Source organism: Actinoplanes sandaracinus, from assembly GCF_030009775.1.
Lineage (GTDB): Bacteria > Actinomycetota > Actinomycetes > Mycobacteriales > Micromonosporaceae > Actinoplanes > Actinoplanes sandaracinus.
The window spans coordinates 84,453-108,257 of record NZ_JASCTH010000035.1 but is presented as its reverse complement, the minus strand read 5'-3'; the positions used below and the strand labels follow the sequence as shown (position 1 = coordinate 108,257).

General features: G+C 69.9%; 16 protein-coding genes. 11 read left to right on the top strand and 5 right to left on the bottom strand.

Going from position 1 to position 23,805, the window contains the following annotated elements; all coding sequences use genetic code 11:
• Positions 1 to 61 precede the first annotated feature (61 nt).
• Together QLQ12_RS39325 and QLQ12_RS39320 are read right to left on the bottom strand one after the other, a co-directional pair.
• Complete coding sequence (locus QLQ12_RS39325; RefSeq protein ID WP_282766065.1) at positions 62 to 1,075, bottom strand: glycoside hydrolase family 11 protein; 1,014 nt, start codon at positions 1,073 to 1,075, stop codon at positions 62 to 64.
• A gap of 384 nt (positions 1,076 to 1,459) precedes the next feature.
• Positions 1,460 to 2,425: a glycoside hydrolase family 6 protein gene (locus tag QLQ12_RS39320; protein ID WP_282766064.1), complete on the bottom strand. Its 966-nt coding sequence runs from the start codon at positions 2,423 to 2,425 to the stop codon at positions 1,460 to 1,462.
• Between the two features lie 418 nt (positions 2,426 to 2,843).
• Between QLQ12_RS39320 and QLQ12_RS39315 the strand changes: the two genes are divergently transcribed.
• Positions 2,844 to 3,857, top strand: a complete 1,014-nt coding sequence (locus QLQ12_RS39315; protein ID WP_282766063.1) for a LacI family DNA-binding transcriptional regulator — start codon at positions 2,844 to 2,846, stop codon at positions 3,855 to 3,857.
• A gap of 13 nt (positions 3,858 to 3,870) precedes the next feature.
• Here the strand turns inward: QLQ12_RS39315 and QLQ12_RS39310 are convergent, their stop codons facing one another.
• Entirely contained in the window at positions 3,871 to 5,433 is a 1,563-nt protein-coding gene (locus QLQ12_RS39310; protein WP_282766062.1) for a methyl-accepting chemotaxis protein, read from the bottom strand.
• A gap of 414 nt (positions 5,434 to 5,847) precedes the next feature.
• On the opposite strand from QLQ12_RS39310, the gene QLQ12_RS39305 reads away from it, so the two are divergent.
• The 5 genes from QLQ12_RS39305 (at position 5,848) to QLQ12_RS39285 (ending at position 12,706) form a co-directional block, all read left to right on the top strand.
• Positions 5,848 to 7,548: a ThuA domain-containing protein gene (locus QLQ12_RS39305; RefSeq protein WP_282766061.1), complete on the top strand. Its 1,701-nt coding sequence runs from the start codon at positions 5,848 to 5,850 to the stop codon at positions 7,546 to 7,548.
• A gap of 56 nt (positions 7,549 to 7,604) precedes the next feature.
• Positions 7,605 to 10,460, top strand: a complete 2,856-nt coding sequence (locus QLQ12_RS39300) for a glycosyl hydrolase family 95 catalytic domain-containing protein (RefSeq protein WP_282766060.1) — start codon at positions 7,605 to 7,607, stop codon at positions 10,458 to 10,460.
• 203 nt (positions 10,461 to 10,663) lie between these two features.
• On the top strand, positions 10,664 to 11,056 hold the full coding sequence (locus tag QLQ12_RS39295) for a hypothetical protein (RefSeq protein WP_282766059.1): 393 nt from the start codon (positions 10,664 to 10,666) through the stop codon (positions 11,054 to 11,056).
• Positions 11,057 to 11,450: 394 nt separating this feature from the next.
• Positions 11,451 to 12,089: a DsbA family protein gene (locus QLQ12_RS39290; RefSeq protein ID WP_282766058.1), complete on the top strand. Its 639-nt coding sequence runs from the start codon at positions 11,451 to 11,453 to the stop codon at positions 12,087 to 12,089.
• 11 nt (positions 12,090 to 12,100) lie between these two features.
• Positions 12,101 to 12,706, top strand: a complete 606-nt coding sequence (locus tag QLQ12_RS39285; RefSeq protein ID WP_407651685.1) for a vitamin K epoxide reductase family protein — start codon at positions 12,101 to 12,103, stop codon at positions 12,704 to 12,706.
• 57 nt (positions 12,707 to 12,763) lie between these two features.
• Here the strand turns inward: QLQ12_RS39285 and QLQ12_RS39280 are convergent, their stop codons facing one another.
• Together QLQ12_RS39280 and QLQ12_RS39275 are read right to left on the bottom strand one after the other, a co-directional pair.
• Positions 12,764 to 14,086: an RICIN domain-containing protein gene (locus tag QLQ12_RS39280; RefSeq protein WP_282766057.1), complete on the bottom strand. Its 1,323-nt coding sequence runs from the start codon at positions 14,084 to 14,086 to the stop codon at positions 12,764 to 12,766.
• A gap of 109 nt (positions 14,087 to 14,195) precedes the next feature.
• Positions 14,196 to 17,750, bottom strand: a complete 3,555-nt coding sequence (locus QLQ12_RS39275; protein WP_282766056.1) for a ThuA domain-containing protein — start codon at positions 17,748 to 17,750, stop codon at positions 14,196 to 14,198.
• Positions 17,751 to 18,117: 367 nt separating this feature from the next.
• Between QLQ12_RS39275 and QLQ12_RS39270 the strand changes: the two genes are divergently transcribed.
• The 5 genes from QLQ12_RS39270 to QLQ12_RS39250 are packed head-to-tail and all read left to right on the top strand — an operon-like array spanning position 18,118 to position 23,733.
• The gene (locus QLQ12_RS39270) at positions 18,118 to 19,722 is read left to right on the top strand and encodes a sugar ABC transporter ATP-binding protein (protein ID WP_282766055.1); all 1,605 of its coding nucleotides are present in this window, start codon (positions 18,118 to 18,120) and stop codon (positions 19,720 to 19,722) included.
• Positions 19,722 to 20,696, top strand: coding sequence for an ABC transporter permease (locus tag QLQ12_RS39265; RefSeq protein WP_282766054.1), 975 nt, complete (start codon positions 19,722 to 19,724; stop codon positions 20,694 to 20,696). The genes QLQ12_RS39270 and QLQ12_RS39265 overlap by 1 nt, the downstream gene beginning before the upstream one ends.
• A gap of 2 nt (positions 20,697 to 20,698) precedes the next feature.
• Positions 20,699 to 21,682: an ABC transporter permease gene (locus tag QLQ12_RS39260; protein WP_282766053.1), complete on the top strand. Its 984-nt coding sequence runs from the start codon at positions 20,699 to 20,701 to the stop codon at positions 21,680 to 21,682.
• Positions 21,683 to 21,692: 10 nt separating this feature from the next.
• Positions 21,693 to 22,877 (top strand): substrate-binding domain-containing protein, encoded by a 1,185-nt coding sequence (locus QLQ12_RS39255; RefSeq protein WP_282766051.1) that lies wholly within the window; start codon positions 21,693 to 21,695, stop codon positions 22,875 to 22,877.
• Positions 22,878 to 22,881: 4 nt separating this feature from the next.
• Entirely contained in the window at positions 22,882 to 23,733 is an 852-nt protein-coding gene (locus tag QLQ12_RS39250; RefSeq protein ID WP_282766050.1) for a sugar phosphate isomerase/epimerase family protein, read from the top strand.
• The last annotated feature ends 72 nt before the right edge of the window (positions 23,734 to 23,805 follow it).

Sequence of the window (23,805 nt, the reverse complement as noted above, 5' to 3'; positions counted from 1 at the left end):
CCGGTGGCGCGGCGGTCGAGCCGCCGCGCCACCGGTGCGGTGTTGCCGCCGGCCGGCCGGGTCAGCCCGCTCGGCAGGTGATCGTCGGCCAGGTCCAGTTGCCGTTGGCCATGATGGTGACGCCGAAGTTGTTGCCGTTACCGTTCGGCCGGGCGGTGACGGCGCCGGTCGTGCCGTTGACCGCGGCGTTCCAGCTGTTCTGCAGGCTCTGGCCGCCGTTGAGGTTGAGCGTGACCGTCCAGTTGCTGGTGCCGGTGACCGCGACGTTCAGATTGAACCGGTCACCGTACTGCTGGCCGGCCGAGAGCGTGGCGTTGCAGTTGCTGTTGTTCGGCGGGGTGGTCGGGTTGGTGGGGCCGCCACCCTCCCGGACCGTGATGTCGGAGCTGCCGCTGCTCTGGTAACCCTCGGTCGCCATGACCTGGTAACTGTGGTTGGTGCCCAGGTTCAGGCCGGCACGGGCCCAGGCGTCGAAGTGGTTGGCCGTGGTGATGGTGCCGGAGCTGCGCTTCTGCTGGCGCACGCTCCAGTATTGGTAGAACGTCCGGATGCCGTCGATCGACGGCTGGTTGACCCGCTGGCTGCGCAGGATGTCGTACGTGCCGCCGTCGGTGGTGACCGTGCCCAGCCGCTGGGCGCCGCTGCTCGGGTTGTAGCTGCCGAAGTTCTCGACGACGTAGTACTCGATGAGCGGGTTACGCGTCCATCCGTACAGGGCGAGGTAGGTGTTGTTGTTGCCCGGGTTGTAGCTGCCCGAGTAGGTGACCGTCCGGCGGGTGCCGGTGGCCCAGCCCTTGCCGCCGACCCAGTTGTTGGTGCTGCGGTCCCACGAACTGGTGTACCGGCCGTCGGCGCGCAGCGTCATGCTCGCGTTGCCGCTGTCTTTCCAGAACGAGAAGTAGTAGCCGTTGTGCGTGCCGGTGAGGTTCGAGGTGAGAGTGCGGTCGGCCTCGGCGTGGGCGACGCCGGCCACCGTCACTCCGGAGATCGCCATCGCTACGGCGCAGGCGGCGCCGACGAGCAGGCGGATGCGGCCACGTCCGGAGCGCTTCGGGCGGGCGAGGTCTGGGGTCATGTCGGTGCTTCCTCCTCAGGAAAGGGCTGCGGGGGAACAGCCCCACGGGGACGACGACCACATCGGGGGAGATGCCGGTGACGAAGACGAGCGTCACCGTGAATCGGTGTCGTTCCTCGTGGCGGATGACGGAATTGAAGTCCGTCATTGCGAGATCGTGGCCTGCTCGCCGCCGGTTGTCAACAACTTCCGGACACATGACGGAAATACCGAGCTCGATGCGGGATCGTCACGGAGAGTAAAAATGCCAGGTCAGCGCGGGAACCGAGCTGCGACGGTGGGGCGGTCGGGCTATCTCCCGCTAGGGCGGAGAAAATTGCGGCTTGATTGTTTCCGAAACTTACGGAGACGGTGTGCCCGCGGTCCGCGGGCACACCGGCCGGCTCAGTATCCGTAGATCATCTTGTAGGCGACCTCCGGCAGGAACTGCCCGGCGGTGGATCCGGCTCCGACCCCGCAGTTGCCGTCGGACTCACCCGGTGTCTTGAGCCACAGCACCATCTCCGCGCCGCCGCCCATCTGGGTCGGTGTGCCGAGCCTGCGGCCGGCCGGGTTGCACCATTGACCGTTGGAGCCGTTGCCGTTGCGGCTGGTGTCGATCACGAAAGGCTTGTTGTGCCCGAAGCGCCGCAGCTCGGAGGCGATTCTGTTGCCGTGATTGCTGTTCTCGCCGGTGGTGAAGTAATTCGAAACGTTCAGTGAGAAGCCGTGTGCGTTCGCCACGCCCGCCATGTTGAGACGCTGGGCCATCGTCGCGGGATCGATCCAGCCGGGATTGCCCGCGTCCAGATAGGCCCAGGTGTGGGGCGCTTTGGTCCGGAACTGGTTCGCGGCGCGCGAGAGCATGCCCACCCGTTCGTTGATCTTCGTCTGGTTCATGCAGTTGAAGTCGCCCAATGAGTCCGGTTCGAGGATCACCACGGCCGGCCGGTTGCCGATCGCGGCGGCGAAGGAGGCGATCCACGCGTCGTACGCGGCGACGCTGCCGGCGCCTCCGCCGGAGTGGCCACCACAGGCGTCCCGGCCGGGGATGTTGTAGGCGACCAGGAGCGGAAGCTTGTCGACCGCGTCAGCGGCTCCGACGTATCTGCTGACCGCACCGTAGATGTCGCCGCTCCAGTTGCCGAACCAGCTGGCCATCGGCTTCTGTGCGATCGCGGTTCGGATCGCGGCGGCGCGTCCGTCGCCGGGGTTGGCGGCGGCCCACGACGCGGGGCTGGACTGGGGATTGACATAGAAGCCGCTGGTCTGGCTGACCGGATCGGCGTGGGCGGCGGGCGCGCCGACCAGGACCGCGGGGACCGTGAACGCCAGCGCGGCGAGCGTCCGGAAAAGGGCAGGTCGTTTCATCAGCAGGTCTCCTGAGCGTCTGGGGGGGGGTTCAGCGGTGTGCTGAGCTGTTCGGAGTCGCGGCTAACCCGGTGCGATGCCCCAAAACTGGAAGCGCTTCCAGATGTGAGAATTTATTAACATCGATTTCATGCTCGGCAAAGCCACAGTGGATGTCAAGAGGGCCGACGGCGTAGCGTTGCCGACGCGAGTGGGCGTGCCGGTCCTGAGGGGAGTGTTTCTGGGACCGCTTCCAGGCGTGGGCGAGCAGGGTTGCCCCGGGGTGCCGGCCGCCCTCAGGCCACCGGCGCCCCGATCATGGGTTGAAGCGCATCGACGCTATCGCCGTCGGTCGATACCATCGGTCAGCGGCGCCTGCGCTCGGCGGGTCGCCGTCAGCCGCACCGGTCACGACGGATAGGAAGGACGCGGCATCGAGATGGTGGCAGCGACACCTCGGCGGCAACCCACTCTCGACGAGGTGGCCGAGCGTGCCGGTGTGTCACGCTCCGCGGCGTCGCGGGTCATCAACAAGGCGCCGCACGTCAGTCGCGCCACACGCGAGGCCGTCGAGAGAGCGATCAAGGAGATGGGCTACCGGCCGAACCGTACGGCCCGGGCCCTGGCCACCCGGCAGACGGGAATCATCGCCCTCGCGGTCTCCCACGACGATCCCGAGCTGTTCGCCGACCCGTTCTTCGCGCAGGTCATCGTCGGGGTGTCCGCGGCGATCGAGGACACCGATCTGCACCTGCTGCTGTGCCTGGCCAGTTCCGGCCGGGGCCGATCCCGGCTGATGAACCTCCTGCACGCGCGCGGTGTGGACGGCATCATGCTCATGGCGTTGCACGGCGATGATCCGCTGACCAGCATCGTGGCCCAGGCCGGCCTCCCCGCGGTCCACGGCGGCCGGCCGTTGCATGGGGAGCCGCAGTGGTTTGTGGACTCCGACAATCTCGGCGGGGCGCGGCTCGCGACCGAGCATCTCATCGCTCTGGGCCGCACCCGTGTCGTCACCATCACCGGCCAGATGTTCACCCAGGTCGGCGAAGCCCGTTACCGCGGTTACCGCGAAGCGATGATCATGGCCGGCCTCGTCCCGCACGGAACGGCGGAGGGAGACTTCACCGAGGCCGGCGGCGCCGCGGCGATGAAGACCCTGCTCGATCTCCATCCCGACCTCGACGCCGTGTTCGCCGCCAGCGACAAGATGGCGGCCGGCGCCCTGCGCGTGCTCAGTGATGCCGGGCGGTCCGTGCCGGCCGACGTGGCGGTGGTGGGCTTCGACGATCTGGACATCGCCGAGCGAACCGACCCGCCACTGACCACGGTCCACCAATCGATCCAGGCCCTGGGAAAGGAGATGGCCCGGATGCTCATCGGGCTGATCGGGGGACAGGAGCCCACGTCGATCGTCCTGCCCACCAGGCTGGTGCGGCGCGACTCCGCCTGATGCGGCGGTGCGGTCAGACCCGGTAGACGGCGATGGTGGACTGGAGTTCGGCGGCCATCCGGGCCAGCTCCTGTGCGGTGGCCTGGGTCTGCGTGGCGCCGGTGGCGGTGGAGTTGGCGGCGGTCGCGACGCCGCCGATGGTCTCGGCGATGCCGCTGGCGCCGGTGGCGGCGTCGTTGACGCTCCGGGCCATCTCGGTGGTGGTGGCGGTCTGCTCCTCCACCGCCGCGGCGATGGTGGACGTGTAGTCGTTGATCCGCGAGGTGACTCCGGTGATCTCCGCGATCGCGGTGACGGCCTGCTCGGTCTCGTCCTGGATCGTCGCGATCCGGCGGGAGATGTCATCAGTGGCCTTCGCCGTTTCCTGAGCCAGGTCCTTGACCTCGGAGGCGACCACGGCGAACCCCTTGCCCAGCTCCCCGGCGCGGGCCGCCTCGATGGTGGCGTTGAGCGCGAGCAGATTGGTCTGTTCCGCGATCGTGGTGATCAGCTGCACCACGCTGCTGATCTCGGTGGACGACTGGCCGAGCTTCGCGACGATCTCGTTGGTCCGGGTCGCGGTCTGGGTCGCCTGTGCGGAGACACTGGCCGCCTCGCTGGCGCTGCTGGCGATCTCCCGGATCGAGGCGCCCATCTGTTCCGCCCCCGCCGCGACGGTCTGGACATTGACGGAGACCTCGCCCGCCGCGGCGGCCACGTTGCCGGCCTGGGCGGAGGTCTGTTCAGCGGCCGACGACATCTCGACCGCGACGCTGGACAACTCCTCGGAGGCCGACGCGACGTGCTGCGCGCTGTCACCGACCTGGCGGACCATCCCGGCGATCGACGCGGTGGACGCGTCCAGCGCCTGGGCCAGCCGGGCGACCTCGTCCTGGCCGGTCAGGCCGGTGCGTTCGGTCAGGTCGCCGTCGCGTACCCGGTCCAGGACCTGCACGCAGCGCGCCAGCGGCCCGGTGATCAGCCGGGCGATCCCGATCGCCGTGGCCACGCCGAGCGCGATCCCCACGACGATCAGAGCGATGACCAGGGTCCGAGCGGTCGTGTAGTTGTCCTGCGCGGTGGTCTTCTCCTCGTCCGCCTTGACCACGGTCTGCTCAGCGAGAGTGTCCATCGCCTCACGCATCTGCGCCACCAGCGGCGCGGTCTCGGCCTTACGGACCCTGCCGATCTCGGCCCGGTTGTCGGCCCGGCTCAACGGCAGCAGCCGTTCGTCGACGATCGTCTGGTACTGCTGCCAGGCCTTGTCGAACGCGGCCAGCGCATCGAGGCGGATCGGGCCGAGAGGGAACCGCTTGTAGGCGGCCTCCGCGTCGGCGAGAGCCCGCACGTCCTGTGCGAGGGCCTTCTCGGCGGCGTCCATGGCGGCGCTGTCGGTGGCCAGGAAGTGCTCCAGGGAGTCGGTCCGGGCCCGGTTGAACGCGTTGCGCATCTCGGCGATCGTCCGCAACTGCAGACCGCCGTCATACACGACGTGCGTGCTGTCGTTGACCGCTGACATCTTGACCAGCGAGAACACCGCGACACCCGAGCCGATGACCGCGACCAGCAACACCGCGGTCAGGATCTTGGTGATCACCGAACGATCCTTGATGAACGCGAGCGGCCCGGAGGCTCCGCCTATCGGTCCGCTATCAGACGCCGATGCCACGATGACTCCCGTCAACCCGAGGAGTGTGAAATTTCTGCCGAAGCCCCGATCGGCACTCGCGGGCCAGAACTGAGAACTCCGCCGGTGCGAGTCAGGCCGCCCGGCGTACTCCTCGGGCGATCGTGGCTTGGGGCCGGCGCGGACCGGTCAGTCCGCACGGGCGGTCCGGCATCGCATTGACCATCGCCTATTTATTCGTATAACGTGTGACGTCTGATGGCGCGGTTGCGATGAACCCCCTTCGACGGGGACGCGTTCAGTCTCGGCGCCGTCGATCCAGCCGTGGTCCCGCCGCAGCGGCGCCGGCCGGCGCTGGATCCTGCCCCGAGAGGAAACTCGGCCATGCGCCAACTCATCCGCAACCTTCTCGGCGTCGTGGCGACGGCGTTGGTGATCCTCGCGAGCGGCGGCAGTACGCCGGCTAGCGCGGCCGACGCGCCGTACGACGTCCTGGTGTTCTCCAAGACGGCCGGCTTCCGGCACGACGCGATCCCGGCCGGCACCCAGGCGATCCGGGAGCTGGGCGCGGCCCACAGTTTCACGGTGACCGCGACCGAGGACTCCGCCCGCTTCAACGCCACCGAACTGGCCCGGTTCGAGGCGGTGGTCTTCCTCAACACCACCGGCGACGTGCTGAACGCGAGCCAGCAGACCGCCTTCGAGAACTACATCCGGGCCGGCGGCGGGTACGTGGGCGTGCATGCGGCGGCGGACACCGAATACGACTGGCCCTTCTACGGCGAGCTGGTCGGCGCGTACTTCGCCTCCCACCCGGCGATCCAGCAGGCGACCCTGCGGGTGGAGAACCGGGCGCACGCGGCCACGGCCGGACTGAGCCCGACCCTGGTGCGCACCGACGAGTGGTACGACTTCCGCGCCAACCCCCGGTCGTCGGCCCGCATCCTGTCCACTCTGGACGAGTCGAGCTACTCCGGTGGCACGATGGGCTCCGATCACCCGCACACCTGGTGCAAGACCCTCCAGGGCGGGCGCTCGTTCTACACCGGAAACGGCCACACCCAGGCCGCCTACGCCGAGGCGGGCTTCCGCTCGCTGCTGCTGGGTGGCATCCGGTACGCGGCCGGCCGGACCAGGGCGGACTGCCGGCCGGAAACCGGCTACACCACCCTCTACGACGGCGCCACCACCGGCTGGTCCCAGGCCGGTCCCGGCGGTTTCAGCAACAGCGACGGCACGCTGACGTCGTCCGGTGGTCTGGGCATGCTGTGGTACAGCACCAGGGAGTTCCGCTCCTACTCGCTGAAGCTGGACTGGATGATGCCGGGCGACGACAACTCCGGTGTGCTCCTCGGCTTCCCGGCGGGCAGCGATCCGAACGCGGCCATGAACACCGGATACGAGGTGCAGATCGACGCCTCCGACACCCCGGACAAGACCACCGGAGCGGTGTACGGGTTCAAGCCGGCCGACATCGCCGCCCGCGAAGCCGCGCTCAACCCGCCCGGCGAGTGGAACACCTACGAGTTGCTGGTGGAGGGCGAGCGGCTGCAGGTGCTCCTGAACGGGGTCAAGATCAACGACTTCACCAACCCGGATCCGGTACGGTCGTTGAGCTCCGGCCACATCGGCATCCAGAACCACGGAGCGGGCGACGACGTGTCGTTCCGCAATGTGCGGATCAAGGAGCTCGGTGGCACGGGGCCCCGGGTCGGCCCGATCACCGGAGTCGCCGGCAAGTGCGCCGACGTGAGCGGGGCCGGCTCCGCCGACGGCACGAAGATCCAGCTGTGGACCTGCCGCGGCAGCGCCAACCAGCAATGGACGGTCAGCGCGAACACGGTGCGCGCGCTCGGCAAGTGCATGACCGTCGCCGGAGGGGGCACCGCGAACGGCAGCCCGGTGCAGCTGTCGGCCTGCACCGGCGCCGGCGCGCAGACCTGGGCCCCCGCAGCGAACGGCTCCCTGGTCAACCCTCGGTCAGGTAAATGCCTGGACGCCAACGGCGGCGGCTCCGCCGACGGCACCCCACTGATCATCTGGACCTGCCACGGCGGCGCCAATCAGCGCTGGACTCTTCCCTGACGACATCGCCCGCACACCCCACCGGGGTGCGTCCCCCCGCCGCTTGGAGAAACACGATGACAGAGGTGACCCGAAGGAAGCTTCTCGCCGCCGGGGCGGCCGGGGCCGGATCCGCGCTGCTGCCGGCGGGGTGGACCGCGGAGGCCCTGGCCGCTCCGGCGGTGCCGCCGCGAGTGTCGGCCGCCGGTGACCTGGCACTCTGGTACGACGAACCCGCGGGCGCGGACTGGCTGCGCGCCCTGCCGATCGGCAACGGGCGCCTCGGCGCCATGGTGTTCGGCGACATCGGCACGGAGCGGCTGCAGCTCAATGAGGACACCGTGTGGGCCGGCGGACCGTACGACTCCGCCAACACCCGCGGCGCGGCGGCCCTGCCGGAGATCCGGCGGCGCGTCTTCGCCGACCAGTGGACGCAGGCGCAGGAGCTGATCGACCAGGCGATGCTCGGCAACCCGGCCGGACAGCTGGCGTACCAGCCGGTCGGCAACCTGCGGCTCGCCTTCGGCAGCGCCACCGGGGCCTCGCAGTACAGCCGGACGCTCGATCTCACCACCGCCGTCGTCACCACGACGTTCGTGCTGAACGGGGTGCGCTATCAGCGGGAAGTGTTCGCGAGCGCGCCCGATCAGGTCGTCGTCGCCCGGCTGACCGCCGACCGCGCCGGCTCGATCGGCTTCAGCGCCACGTTCGACAGCCCTCAGCGGACCACGGCGTTCAGCCCTGACTCGGCGACGATCGCCCTCGACGGCGTCTCCGGCGCCATGGAGGGCATCGCCGGCTCGGTGCGGTTCCTCGCCCTGGCCAACATCGGCGTCACCGGGGGCACGGTCAGCAGCTCCGGCGGCACGCTCCGGGTGGCCGGCGCCACGAGCGTCACCGTGCTGGTGTCGATCGGCTCCAGCTACGTCGACTTCCGCACCGTCAACGGCGACTACCAGGGCATCGCGCGGCGCCACCTCAACGCCGCCCGTAACGTCGGCTTCGACCAGCTGCGCGCCCGGCACGTGGCCGACTACCAGGCGCTCTTCCACCGGGTGACGATCGACCTGGGCCGCACCGCGGCAGCCGACCAGACGACCGACGTGCGGATCGCGCAGCACGCGAGCGTGAACGACCCCCAGTTCTCCGCCCTGCTGTTCCAGTACGGCCGGTACCTGCTGATCTCCTCCTCCCGGCCGGGCACCCAGCCGGCGAATCTGCAGGGCATCTGGAACGAGCAGATGGCGCCGTCGTGGGATTCCAAATACACCATCAACGCGAACCTGCCGATGAACTACTGGCCGGCCGACACGACGAACCTCGCCGAGTGCTTCCTGCCGGTCTTCGACATGATCAAGGACCTGACCGTGACCGGGGCCCGCACGGCGCGGGCGCAGTACGGCGCGGGCGGCTGGGTCACGCACCACAACACCGACGCGTGGCGGGGCGCGTCCGTCGTGGACGGTGCCGTGTGGGGCATGTGGCAGACCGGCGGCGCCTGGCTGGCCACGATGATCTGGGATCACTACCTGTTCAGCGGGGACGGCGACTTCCTGCGCGCCAACTACCCGGCGATGAAGGGCGCCGCCCAGTTCTTCCTCGACACGCTGGTCCCGCATCCGGCGTTGGGGTACCTGGTCACCAACCCGTCGAACTCGCCGGAGCTGCCGCATCACACCAACGCCAGCGTGTGCGCCGGCCCAACCATGGACAACCAGATCCTGCGGGACCTGTTCAACGGCTGCGCACGAGCCGCCGAGATCCTCGGTGTGGACGCGGGTTTCCGTACCCAGGTGCTGGCGGCTCGGGACCGGTTGGCGCCGACGCGGATCGGCTCACGCGGCAACGTGCAGGAGTGGCTGGCCGACTGGGTGGAGACCGAACGCAACCACCGGCACGTCTCCCACCTGTACGGTCTTCACCCCAGCAACCAGATCACCAAGCGGGGCACGCCGCAGCTGCATCAAGCCGCGCGACAGACGCTGGAACTGCGCGGTGACGACGGGACCGGCTGGTCGCTGGCCTGGAAAATCAACTTCTGGGCCCGCCTGGAGGACGGCGCACGCGCGCACAAACTCCTCCGTGATCTGGTACGCACGGACCGGCTCGCACCGAACATGTTCGATCTGCACCCGCCCTTCCAGATCGACGGGAACTTCGGCGCCACCTCGGGCATCGCCGAGATGCTGCTGCACAGCCACAACGGTGAGTTGCACGTGCTGCCCTCGCTGCCGCCGGCCTGGCCCACCGGCAGCGTCACCGGCCTGCGCGGCCGCGGCGGATACACCGTCGGCGCCACCTGGAACAGCAGCCGGACCGAAGTCGCGATCACCCCTGACCGCGACGGCGTCGTCCGGGTCCGGGGCCGGGTCTTCGCCGGCGCCTTCGAGGTGCGCGACGAGACCGGTGGCGTCCAGGTCCAGCCGACGCGGCAGGAGGCCGATCTCGTCGAGTTCGCCGGCCGGGCCGGCCACACCTACCGAGCGTCCGCGATGCGGTCCGGGCCGGTGGAGGCCGGTGTGCCGTACCGGCTGCTGGCCCAGCACAGCGGCAAGGCCGCCGACATCAACGGCGCGTCCACCGCCGCCGGTGCGCAGCTCATCCAGTGGCAGGGCGCCGGCGTGCTCAACCAGCAGTTCGAGTTCCTGCCCGCGGACGGCGGCTACCACCGGATCCGGGCGCGGCACAGCGGTCTGGTCCTGCAGGCCGCCGGTCCCAGCGCCGGCGCCGACATCACCCAGCAGCCCGACGTCGGCGCCGCCGGCCAGCAGTGGCGGGTGGAGGACCAGGGCGGTGGGGTGGTCAGGATCGTCAACCGGCAGAGCGGCCTGGCCATGGACGTGTGGCAGGCGTCGACAGCCGACGGCGCGCGTATCTCGCAGTGGACACCCTCCACCGGCGCCAACCAGCGATTCCAGCTCCAACGGGTCTAGGGCGGCGCGGCCGCGCCGGCCACAGCGGTGACCGTCGCTGTCAGACGTCGCACGATTCCGACTGTGTCACACGCCGCGCGCCGGCCAGGGCGTCCTCCGGCGAATGGTCCTCGAACCTGCGGACGGAGCCACCAGGACGACCCTTTCGACGGCGGCGGCTGCTGTACTGTGATGCGGCAGATACCGGCTGGTCGACGGGAGGCATGTCCGTGTACCCACGTCGCCTCGGCCTCCGGCCGTTCGCGATCGTGGCGTCGGTCATGGCGCTGCTGCTGCTCGCGATGAGTCAGCTCTCCTCACCGGGCAATGTGGAACGCACCTTCGGGCCCGCCGTCGACAGTCCGGTCGTGGCCCTCGTGCAGGCGGCGTGCGGGCACCAGCACACCGGTGATCAGACGTCGCCGTACCAGCAACAGCACGGCGACGTCTCGACGCCGACCGCGGCGCCGCTGCTGCGCCCGCCCGCCGACACGACCGGCATTCTGCTGCCCGACCTGCGGACCGTTGCCGTCCTCGCGGTCGCGGCGGCGCCGGCCGACGATGCCATCGCACTGTCCGATGCGGACCCGGCCCGCATGGGTGTGCTGCGCATATAGCAGTCCGCAGCCCGCGTGCCCGGCACCACGCCGGCCCGCATGCCTGATCCGTGCCGCTGAGCGCCGGGTCGCTCATCCCAGCGGTGACGCCCCGGCCGGATGAGCCGCGATCCGGCAGCGCCGGGGCAGCCGGCGTCTCGTCGCCCGGGTGGGCCGGTTAACGGCACCACGAGACGGTCCCGAGACCCTCGGACCCTCCACCGATCCCGGTACCGCCGCGGTGATCCCACGCGCGGCCATCAGTCAATTCACCGTTTATCGCTGAGAAAGGACTCTCACCATGCCGGCGAGCACCTCCAGGACACACCCGCCGCGGAAACCGCACCAACCGGGCGGCGGCAGGACACGGGCGAAAGCGGGCAAGGCCACCCGACAGCTGACCAGGACGCCGGGCATGAGCACCAACCTGAAGGTGACCCTGGGGGTGCTCGGCGCCGCGCTGGCCGTGTTGCTGCTGATCGTGACGGTGAATCTGACCGAGCCGAAGCCGCCCGCGGGCGCCGAGATGGTCCGTGCCGACAGCCATCGGCTGTCCACGGCCGCCGACGGCAAGGTCACCGTGGTCGAGTTCCTCGACTTCGAGTGCGAGGCCTGCGGTGCGGCCTATCCGGGCGTGGAGAAGCTGCGGGCCGAGTACGGCGACCGGATCACCTACGTGGTGCGGTACTTCCCGATCGCGAGTCACCCCAACGCCTTCAACGCCGCGCATGCGGCGGAGGCCGCCGCACGGCAGGGCAGATTCGAGCAGATGTACGTCAAGCTGTTCGACAACCAGTCGGCGTGGGGTCACAGCCAGGAGTCGCGAGCGCCGGTCTTCGCGGAGTACGCCGGCGACCTCGGCCTCGACATGGCCAAGTACACCGCGGACGTGACCGGCGCGGAGGTTGCCGAGCGGGTGAAGTCCGACGCCGCTGACGGCGTGGCCCTCGGGGTTCAGGGCACGCCGACATTCTTCATCAACGGCGAACGGTTCACCGAGCGACCCTCCTACGAGGCGCTCAAGGCCACGATCGACAAGGAGCTCAGCCGGTGACCGTCCTGGAGGTGGACGAGGCCAGGGCTGATCAGCCGGTGCTCACCGACCGGCTGATCGGCTGGATCCTCGCCGTCGGCGGGCTGGTCGGCACGCTTGCCGCGTTCGTGCTGATGGTCGAGAAGGTGGCGCTGCTCAAGGACCCGGCCTACACACCGAGCTGCTCGATCAACCCGATCCTGTCCTGCGGTTCGGTGATGACGACAGCGCAGGCGGAGGTGTTCGGCTTTCCGAACCCGTTGATCGGTGTGGCCGCGTTCCCGGTGGTCGCGGCCACCGGCGTGGCGGTGCTGGCCGGGGCTCGGCTGCCGCGCTGGTGGTGGTTGTCGTTACAGGCCGGGACGCTGTTCGGGGTCGTCTTCGTGCACTGGCTGTTCGTGCAGAGCCTCTACCGGATCGGGGCGCTGTGCCCGTACTGCATGGTGGTGTGGGTGGTGATGATCCTGGTCTTTTCGTATCTGACGCTGCACAACGCCGAACGGGGGCGCCTGCCGGCGCCCCGCCGGATCACCGACGTGTTGCTGATGGTGCACAGCACCGTGCCGCTGCTCTGGCTGTTGATCCTCACCGCGCTGATCGGGGTCAGGTTCGCTGACTACTGGCGCACGCTGCTCTGACTCGCCGTGCGCGGCGGCGGCCCCGGCGATGCCGGGGCCGCCTTCCTCGTCCACTCGCTATGCTCGCGCCCACCGCTGGTTGGCGCCGCTGTGGCAGTTCCAGACGGCCACGGCGGTGCCGTTGGCGGTGCCGGCACCGGAGACGTCCAGGCACAACCCGCTCTGGGCGTTGCTGATCGTGCCGTTGCTGTTGAGGTTCCACTGCTGGTTGGCGCCGCCGTGGCAGTCCCAGATCTGCACCCGGGTGCCGGCGGCCGCGCCGGCCGGCACGTCCAGGCACTTGCCCATCACCTGGAGGGTCGCGCCGTTCTGGGTGAACTGCTGGTTGGCATTGCTGTGGCAGTCCCAGATCTGCAGCTGCGTCCCGTTGGCCGAGCCGCCGCCACCGACGTCCAGGCACCGGCCGGAGGCCTCGCCCCGCAGCCGCTTGCCGGTCGGATCCGGCGTCGGAGTAGTGCTTTGGAACTGTGCGAAGAACCGCCAGACCTCGGTCTTGGTCCAGGTCCGGGCGCCGTCCTCACAGCCGGAGCATCCGTCCACCGGGCCCGGCCCGTGGCCGCTGTCGTATGCGGCCCACTGCACCGGATATCCCGCCCGGCAGGAGTAGAGGGTGGTGACGTGTGCTCCGCTGCCCCGCGACGGTTCGCGCGGGTTCTGGGCGGCACAGCCGTTGTTGCGTACGAACGTGTCACGCAGCGAACGTCCCATGGAGATGTTGAGGACGTTGTCGGAGATGCCGTGGAGGCCGAAGTACGCGATCGGCTGGGTGCCGCCGCTGCACCCGCTCAGTTGCGCGCCGGAGTAGACGGCGACCGCCCGGAAGACGTTGGCCCGGGAGCAGGCGAGCGCATAGCTCATGCCGCCGCCGTAACTGAATCCGAGGGCGAAGCGCTGTGTCGTGTCGACGCAGAGGGCGTTGTCGATCGCCCGGATCATGTCGTCGACGAACGTGACGTCCTCGCCGCCGGAGTTGGCCCAGCCGTTGCCGAAGCCTTGCGGAGCGACGAGGATCGCGCTGTTGTTCGACTGCTCCTGCATGCCGTAGTAGGCCCAGGAGCTTCCGCTGGTGCCGCCGGAGGCGACGTCGTTCATGGTGCCACCCCGCCAGTGGAATCCGAAGATCAACCGGTACGGGTTGCTGTTGTTGTAGTTGGCGGGCACCCGCAGGATGAAGCTGCGACTCCTGCCGTTGCTCTGGATCGTGTGGGTGCCACTGTTCAGCGCCGGGGCCCTGCCGCACCCGGCCGTCGGGGCGAGGGCGGCGGCGTTCGCGCTCGCGGGGGCCGCCGGGATGCCGGTGACACCGGCGCCGGCGAGGACGAGTGTCGCGGCGACCGTGATCAGTGTCCGCCACCGGCGTCGATGGGTGCCTGGTCTCATGGATGCTCCATTTCTCGTGCTGTGGCGTTGGCGGTGGGGTAGGGGGCCGGCTCGGGACTCCCGGGCCGGCCCCGGACTTCTGGACGGTGGTGGGGGATGTGCCGCGGGGCTATGCCTGGGTGAAGCGCCACTGCTGGTTGGTCCCGCTGTGGCAGCCCCATTGCAGGAGGCGTGCGCCGTCGGTTGTCGCGGCGCCGTTGACGTCGACGCACAGCCCGCTGACGACACTCTTGACCGTGTGGACACCGGCGGTGGTGGTCGGTGTGACGAGGAACTTCTGCCGGTTGCTGTTGTCGCACGTGAGCTGCTGCAGGAACGCACCCTGGGCGGTGGAGCCGTTGATCAGGTCGAGGCACTTGCCGCTGTGCAGGGCCTTCAGATACACCGCGCCGTTGCCGGCGTCGACGGCCTGCCATTTCTGGTTGTTCCCGCCGGTGGCGGCCCACTGGACGACCTGGGCCCCGTCGGCGGTGGACGCGCCGCTGACGTCCATCAGCTTGCCGCTGTGCTGTGCCGCGACGGTCCAGGTGCGGCCGGCGACGCCGCCCGGATCGGGTCCGCCGGCACCCACGCCGGCCCCGCCGAAGACGAACGAGTCGACGTCGAACAGGCTGGCGGAGGAGCCCTTGAAGACCATGTACAGCGTGTGGCTTCCGGCGAGGGCCGCGGTGTTGACCGGCGGCGTGGACCGGTAGTTGTCCCAGCCACCGGTGTTGGGCACCGGTGTGGTCGCCAGGAGCGTGCCGGTCGGCGAGCCGGCGCGCAGCTCGATCGATCCGCCGCTGTTCGGCGACGACAGGCGGTAACTGACGCTGGTGATGCCGGACAGGCTCATCGGGCTGAAGGCGATCCAGTCGTTGTGGGAGATGTCGCCGATCCGTTTGCCGCTCTCCGCGGCGGCCTGGTCGACGACCCGTACCCCGGATTGGCTGGTGAAGTACTCGGCCTGTTTGTGTTTCGGCTGCAGGACCGCCTGGGAGTACCCGGTGAGCGGAGCCGCGCCGCCGGCGCCGCCGTCGTCGGTGTAGCGGGCTTTGAGGACGTAGTACAGGTTGGCGCCGTCCGGGTGCCCGCCGAGCAGATCCGTGGCGATGGTGCCCGAGCAGCCCGGATAGTCGGTGGTCTCGTGCTGGTGGTCGTCATGGCCGAGGGCGGGGTTGACGAAGACCTTGGCGCAGTCGACGGGCGCCCCGCCCGGGTCGGAGACGGAGACCGTGTATGAGACGCGGTCGCCGAAGTCGAGCATGCCGCCGTTGGGCGGGACGGTGACGGTGACCACCGGTGCGATGTTCCCGACGGTGATCTGCACGTTGGCGAAGGCCGTCTTGTCGGTGTTGTCGGTGACCTTCAGCTGGGCCGTGTAGTTGCCGTTGGCGGTGTAGACGTGTGACGGGCTGGCCGCCGTGGACGTGGCGCCGTCCCCGAAGGTCCACTGGTAGCGCAGGGTGTCGCCGGGGTCGGGGTCGGTCGTGCCGGCGCTGCTGAACTGGACGGTCAGCGGCGCGTTGCCGCTGGTGGGTGTGCCGGTGGCCTTGGCTACCGGAGACCTGCCGCCGTGGATGTAGTCGATGCGATAGAGGCCCGAGTCGTTGTTGCCGCCGCCGAAGTTCGAGCCCCATTCGAGCAGGTACAGCGATCCGTCGGGCCCGAACTCCAGGTCCATCGGCTTGACGAACCTCGCTCCGGGCAGGAACGGGTTGGTACGGGTGACCGCCGATGCCGAGTCGAGGTGCACCTCCTTGATGTAGTTGCGGGTCCACTCGTAGAAGAAGTGGACGCCGTCGTAATACGGCGGGAACTTCGTCGCGGACGGGTTCGCGGCGTTGTAGCGGTAGACCGGTCCGCCCATCGGGCCCGCCCCGTTGGCGCCGAGTTCCGGGAACGTCGGCGAGGTGCCGTAGCCGTACCAGATGTTCGGGGCGACGACCGGCTTGAGGCTGGTCAGGCCGGTGTTGTTGGGCGAGTTGTTGACCGGTGCGGTGCAGTTGAACTTCGCGCCGACGACGCCGGTGTCCGGATTGAACGGCGCGTAGGGCTGGTTGTTGCCGTGACAGAACGGCCACCCGTAGTTGCCCGGCGTCTTGATGACGTTGAGCTCGACGAGTCCCTCGGGGCCGCGGTTGGTCGTGGCGCCACCCCGGTCGGGTCCGTAGTCGGCCAGGTAGACCCAGCCGTTGGCCGGATCGATCGAGAATCGGAACGGGTTGCGGAAGCCCATCGCGTAGACCTCGGGCCGGGTCTGCGCCGTCCCCTGCGGATAGAGGTTTCCGGTCGGGATGGTGTACCCGCCGCCGGCTGAGGGCCGGATCCGCAGCAGCTTGCCACGCAGGTCGTTGGTGTTGCCCGCGGTGCGGGCGGCGTCCAGGTGGGCCTTGCCCGGCCGCCAGTCCAGCGGGGCGTAGCCCTGCCAGTTGGGGTCGAGATTGGGCGCGGTGTCGTCGCCGGTGCCGATGTAGAGGTTCCCGTCGGGCCCGAACTCGATGTACCCCCCGGTGTGCCCCGGCTCCGGGGCGGTGCGGTCCCGGTACCCCGGGATGTCGATGACGGTGACCTGGCTGGACATGTTCAACGTGTCACCGGTGAGGGTGAACCGGGAGACGCGGTTGATGTCGGTCGAGCTGCCGGACGGCGAGTGGTACAGATACACGTAGCCGTTGGCGGCGAAATTCGGGTCGAGCGCCAGCCCGGTGAGGCCGTCCTCGCCTCCGGTGTAGACGCTCAGCGTGCCGGCGGTGACGGTGCTGTTCGTGGCCGGTTTGAAGATCTTCACCTGGCCGGCCCGCTGGACGTAGAGCACCCGCCCGTCCGGGGCGACCGCGAGGGCCATCGGGTCGGCGGTGTTGTCGTCGAGGGTGCGCTTCTCGAAGTTGCTCCACACGGTGCCGCCGCAGTCACCCGGCTCGTTGCCGGCCGCCCACTTGACGCCGCCCAGGACGTGGTTGCGGAAGCCGGTCTCGCTGTAGGAGGCGATCGCGTGGCCCATACCGGTGGCCCACACCCGGCCACCGCCGGTGTTGCGGCACCAGGAGATCGGGTGATCGGCGCCCATCGCGCGGGGGCCGGGGTTGTAGGTGCGCTCGTCGGCGGTGACCAGGACGTGGACGTCGCCGCGGGGGTTCCGGTCGAAGTTGTACCACTCCTCACTCCGGCTCCAGCGGTCCGGCAGCCCGGCCGTCGACGGATGCTTCTTGTCGGCGACGACGGCGGTGCCCGCCAGCACGCCGGGGGAGTGTTCCGGCATGTGCGCGCCGGCGTTGATGGTCTGATCCCACCACGGGTACTCGGCCTCGATGCCCATGTCGGTCGCGTTGTGGACGGCGACGATGCCCTTGCCGCTGGCCAGGAATCCCTCCACGGCCTGGCGCTGGGCCGCCGTGGTCCACACCATGCCCGAGGTCTGGAACATGATGAGCACGTCGAAGGTGGCCAGGTTGGCGGGTGTGAAGACGTTCGAGTCCTCGCTGTGCACCACCTCGAAGTTGTTGGCGGCGGCCTGCTCGGCGAACATGGCGACGCCGGCCGGGATCGAGTCGTGGCGGTAGCCGGCGGTCTTGGTGAACAGCAGGGCGCGGAACGCTGGGGCCGCTGACGCCGCGGGAACGGCGATCGCGAACGACAGCAGCAGACCCGCGATCGCTCCGATGATCAATGTGCTGCGACGCATGCCGTCTCCTATGTCGGCGGGGATGAACGAGGCTGAGACCACGGGCACGCGGCGCCGCGCCTCGGACGCGCCAGGCGTGCCGAAGGCGTGCGTGTGCCGGTCAGATCGTCATGCCGTCCGCCGTGACGGGCAGTCAGGTCCCTCCGGGACGTGACACAGAGTCACATCAAGTGCCGTTCTGTCCCGTGGTCTGCCGGGCCAGCATGCGACCGTCCATCGCCGGAAGTCAATACGACCGGGATGGGGCCGATTCGATTACACATTTCCGGGGAGCAAATATCCGTGATCCGCGTTGATTCGCGGGATTGCCGGGCGCCGTCCGGAGCATTTACGCTCGCCTGAGATCGCTTCGGGTGACGTTTTCGTCATGGGTAGCGAAATCCGCGAGCGGAAGACCCGCCGTTTCACGTCGTGCGCACACGATTCGGCATTCGGCGGCTCGATCGTTGCTGACTACGTGTGGCAGGAGCTCATGATGTCCGACCCGCTGCTCGCGCTCCGGGGCATCGGCAAGTCGTTCCTCGGCGTACGCGTCCTCGAAGGGGTGGATCTCGATGTCCTGCCGGGTGAGGTGCACGCCATCGTCGGGGAGAACGGCGCTGGCAAGTCCACGCTGATGAAGGTCGTGTCCGGTGTGTACCGGCCCGACGAGGGCGCCGTCGAGCTCGCCGGCGTGCCGCGGACGTTCTCCGGCCCGCGCGACGCCCAGCGGGCCGGCATCGGCATCGTGCATCAGGAGTTCAACCTGCTGCCCGAGCGCAGCGTCGCGGAGAACGTGTACCTGGGTCACGAACCCGTGCGTCGCGGGCTCGTCGACCGCAAGGCGATGCTCGTCCGCACCGCGGCGCTGCTGGCCTCGATCGGGGAGAGCTCGCTCCCGCCCGGGGCTTGCGTGGGGCGGCTGGGGGTGGCCCGGCAGCAGGTCGTCGAGATCGTCAAGGCGCTCGCGCTCGACGCGCGACTGCTCATCATGGACGAGCCCACCGCCGCCCTCGCCGACCACGAGGTCGAGCAGCTCTACGCGCTCGTCCGGCGGCTGCAGCGACAAGGCATCGGCGTGCTGTACGTCTCGCACCGGCTCAGGGAGGTCTTCGACCTGGCCGGGCGGATCACCGTGCTCAAGGACGGCCGCCGTGTGGTCACCGTGGACGCCGCGGACACCAGCGCCGGGCAACTGGTACGGCACATGGTCGGCCGCGAGCTGTCCGGCTACTACCCCGGCCGGGCCGAGCGGGACGATCCCGGCCCGGTCAGGCTCGTGGTCCGTGGCGGGGGCAACCGGAAGCTGCGCGGCGTCGACCTGCGGCTGCGCGCCGGCGAGGTGCTCGGCGTCGGCGGCCTGCGGGGTTCCGGGCGGTCGGCGCTGGCGCGCGCGCTGTTCGGCGCCGCGCCCTTCACCACGGGCCAGGTCACCGTCGACGGCGCCCCGGTCCGGCTGCGCTCGCCGCGCGCCGCGATGCGCGCGGGCATCGCCTACGTCACCGAGGACCGCAAGGGCGAGGGCATCGTCGGCGGCCGGTCGGTGCTCGACAACGCGCTCCTGGCCGGCCGGGCCATCCGCCCGGCCTGGTTCGGCCGCGGCGCCCGCACGGCCCGGGTCCGCGAGCTGCTCGCCGCCGTCGACGTGCGCGCCGCTGGGGAGGACCAGGAGATCCGCTTCCTCTCCGGCGGCAACCAGCAGAAGGTGGTGCTGGCCAGATGGCTCGCTCTCGGGCCCGGTGTGCTGCTGTTCGACGAGCCGACCCGGGGCATCGACGTGGGCGCCAAGTCGGCGATTCACGACCTCGTCCGCCGTCTCGCCCGCGACGGCGCGGCGGTTCTGATGATCTCGTCCGAGCTGCCCGAACTGCTCGGCATGAGCGACCGGATCATCGTCATGCGCGACGGGCGGATCGCCGGCGAGCTGCCCGCGGGCGCGACCGAGGAGGACGTCCTCACCCTCGCCCTGGGCGCCGTGCCGGCGGCGGCCTGATGAGCACCGCGTTGCCCCTGCCGGCCGGGCGGACCGCGCCGGGCGTGTTCGTCGCCCTTGCCCTCACCCTGGCGGCCGGCTGGCTGATCGTCACGATCGACGGCGGCCGGCTGTTCAGCCAGCCGACGATCGTGAGCCTGCTGCATGTCGCCGCCGGTCTCGGACTGGTCGCCGTCGGTCAGACCCTGGTGATCATCGGTGGCTCGCTCGATCTGTCCGTGGCGTACGTGATCAGCCTCAGCACGCTGGTCACGGCGCAGACCATGGCCGGCAGTGACGGAGCGCTGCTGCCGGCCGTCAGCCTGACGCTCGCGGTCAGCGCCGCGATCGGATTCCTCAACGGCCTGCTGGTCACCAAGGCGCGGGTCAACGCGTTCATCGCGACCGTGGGCGTCGGCCTGCTGCTGAAGGGCTTTCTCGACAGCGGCTACGACGGCCCGGCCGGTGAGACCGCGCCCGCCCTCGTCCGGAGCCTCGGGTACCAGCGTGTCGGCCCGGTGCCCGTGTCGTTCCTGCTGCTGCTCGCCGTCGCCGGCGCGGCCTGGTTCGTCCTCGCCCGCACCCGGTTCGGCCACCATCTGATCGCCGTCGGCGGCGACCCGGAGGTCGCCCGGCTCTCCGGCGTGCGCAACGACCGGGTGCTGGTCACCGCCCATGTGCTGTGCGCGCTCTGCGCCGGCCTAGCCGGGATCTATCTCGCCAGCCGGCTCGGCTCGGGCGCGCCGCGGGTGGGCACCGAGGGGTTGTACGACCTGGAGTCGGTCGCCGCGGTGGTCCTCGGCGGCACCGCCCTGGCCGGCGGGCGCGGTGGCGTCGCCGGCACCATCGGTGGCGTGCTGCTGCTGGCCAGCATCGACGCCATCTTCAACCAGCTCGATGTCGACGCCTTCTTCAAGCAGGTGATCCGCGGCGTGATCATCGTCGCGGCGGTCGCCGTCTACGCCCGCCGGACTCTGCGAAAGGCGGCGTTTTAGCCATGCGGATCGCCGAAGGTCGCCGGCCCCCGGCGCGCATCCTCCGGTCCCGCCCCGGCGGCGTCGTACCGATCCTCGTGATCCTCGCGGCGCTGCTGGTCCTGCTCACCATCCGCCAGCCCGACTTCCTCGCGCCGCCGTCGCTGATGTCGTTCCTCGGCCGCTCCGCGCCGATCATCCTGCTCGCCGCCGGCCAGTACTTCGTGATCGTCTCCGGCGAGTTCGACCTGTCGGTCGGATCCCTGGTCACCGCGCAGGTGGTCGTCGCCGCCCGGCTCATCGACAGCGAGCCGTCGCGCACCTGGCCGGTCATCGGGCTCCTGCTCGCGTTCGGCGCCGCCGTCGGCCTGGTCAACGGCCTGGTCACCACGCGGCTGGGAGTGCCCTCCTTCATCACCACGCTCGGCATGTTCCTGATCCTGGTCGGCGCGGTGTACCTGTGGTCCGACGGCGCCCCGAAGGGTGGCCTCACCGAGGAGTTCCGCCGGTTCGGCCGGCGGGCGTTCGAGGACGTGCCCCTGGTGGGCCGCGTGCCGTACGCGCTGCTCGTCCTGCTGGCCGTCGCGGGACTCGCCGTGCTGCTGACCCGCTCGGACTTCGGCCGCAATCTCCTCGCCGTCGGCGGCAACCCGCGGACCGCCGAGCTGAGCGGCGTACGGGTCTGGCGGGCCAAGACCATGGCGTTCGTCGTGAGCGGACTGGCGGCGGCGGTCGCGGCGATCCTCATCGGCGGGTACAGCGGCGTCTCCTTCCAGGCCGGCGCCGGACTGGAGTTCGGCGCGATCACCGCGGTCGTCCTCGGCGGCGTCGCTCTGGGCGGTGGCCGGGGCTCGGTGGCCGGCGCGATGCTCGGCGCGCTCACCCTCGAGACGCTCTTCGCGCTCATGAACTTCTACGGCGTCTCCGGCGCCCTCAAATCCACCGCCCAGGGCGCGATCATCCTGCTCGCCGTGGCGGTGCCGTCCGTGCGCTCCTCGTCCAGGTAAGGGGATTTCCGTGAGATCTTCCATAGCCGTCGCCGCGATCGGCGCGCTGCTGGCGCTCGCCGGTTGCGCCACCGACGAACCGACCACCGCCGCGTCGGGCTCCGCGTCCGGAACCCCGGGATCCGGCACGGGTGAGCAGTCGAAGTTCTTCGTGCGGGCCGAGTACGACAAGGAACTCGCGCTGCTGGACGCCACGGCGACCGGGCCGGCCGGCAAGCCGTGGGAGCAGGTGCTCAACCCGGCGATGGTGGAGACCGCGAAGTTCAAGAAGCCGGGGCCGCACAAGGTCTGCTTCTCCAACGCGGGACTGAACAACCCGTGGCGGCAGGTCGGCTTCAAGGCCATGCAGGCCGAGGTCGACACGCAGCAGAGCCGGATCCGGGAGTTCGTCCACGTCGACGCCGAGGGCAAGGACCAGAAGCAGATCGCCGACATCAACGACCTGCTCGGCAAGGGGTGTGACGCGCTCATCGTGTCGCCGAACACCACCGCCACGCTCACCCCGGCCGTCGAGGCCGCCTGCCAGAAGGGCCTCCCGGTCATCGTCTTCGACCGCGGCGTCGACTCGGCCTGCCCGGTGACGTTCATCAACCCGATCGGCGGCTACGGGTTCGGCCACGTCGCGGCCGAGTTCATCAGCCAGAAGGTGAAGACGGGTGGCAAGGTGCTCGCCCTGCGCATCCTGCCCGGCGTCGACGTCCTGGAGACGCGCTGGTCCGCGGCGAAGGTCGCCTTCGACAAGGCCGGCGTCGACGTGGTGGGCGTCGAGTTCACCGACGGGGACCCGGCGAAGACCAAGAAGATCGTCAACGACTACATCCAGCGGTACGGCACGATCGACGGCGTCTGGATGGACGCGGGGGCCGTCGCGGTCGCGGCGGCCGAGGCGTTCCTCGACGCGGGCCGGCCGGTGCCGCCGATCAACGGCGAGGACCAGCTCGACTTCCTGAGGCTGTGGCGGGACAACAAGCTCACCGCGATCGCGCCCACCTATCCCACCTATCAGTGGCGTACGCCGATCATCGCCGCGCTGCGCATCCTCGACGGCGAGCCGGTGTCCAGCCCGTGGAAGCTGCCCCAGCCGACCATCACCCAGGAGAATCTGGAGGGGTACGTCGATCCGGACATGCCTCCGCTGCACTACGCCATGTGTGGCTGCGCGGACCTGCCCGGCTACCCGCAGCGCTGGAAGTAGCGCCGTGCACGCCATCGGTGTCAGCCCGTGGGTGTGGGCCTCGCCGGTCGACGACGAGGCCCTGGCCGAGCTGATCCCGCGGATCGCCGCGTTCGGCTTCGACGCGGTCGAGCTACCGCTGGAGCAACCCGGCCACTGGGACCCGGTCCGCACCCGGGACCTGCTGGCGTCGCATCACCTGGCGGCCGCCGGCGTCTGTGCGGTGACCCCGCCCGGGCGCGAGCTCGTAGCCGCCCCGCCGACCGTGGTCGCGTCGACCGCGGCCTATCTGAGGGCCTGTGTGGACAGCGCGGCCGTCCTCGGAGCGCCGTGCGTCGGCGGTCCCGTGTACGCCTCGGTGGGCCGGGCCTGGCACATGTCACCGGCCGCCCGCACGGCCTGCTACCAGGAGTTCCGCGAGGCCCTGTCGCCGGTGGCCGACTACGCCGGTGAGCGTGGCGTGAGCATCGGCGTGGAGGCGCTCAACCGTTACGAGACCAGCGTCGTCAACACCGTGGCGCAGGCGCTCGACCTGATCGACGGCATGCCCGCGAACGTCGGCCTCATGATCGACACCTATCACATGAACATCGAGGAGTCCGACCCCTACGCGGCCGTCTACCTCGCCGGTCCGCGTATCAAGCATGTCCAGGTCAGCGGCACGAACCGGGGAGCTCCCGGCGGAGATCACTTCGACTGGCCCCGCTTCTTCGGCGTCTTGCGCGCGACCGGTTACGACGGCGCCGTCTGCATCGAGTCGTTCACCGCGCTGAACCGGACGATCGCCACCGCCGCCTCGATCTGGCGCCCTCTCGCCCCGTCGCAGGACCTGCTGGCGCTGGAGGGCCTGCGGTACCTGCGGGCGGTTCTCCGGTGAGCCGGGCCGGGCGCCACGGCGGCCTCCAGACCCCGGACGCATCGACCACCGTCGCTTGACATGGCCGCAACA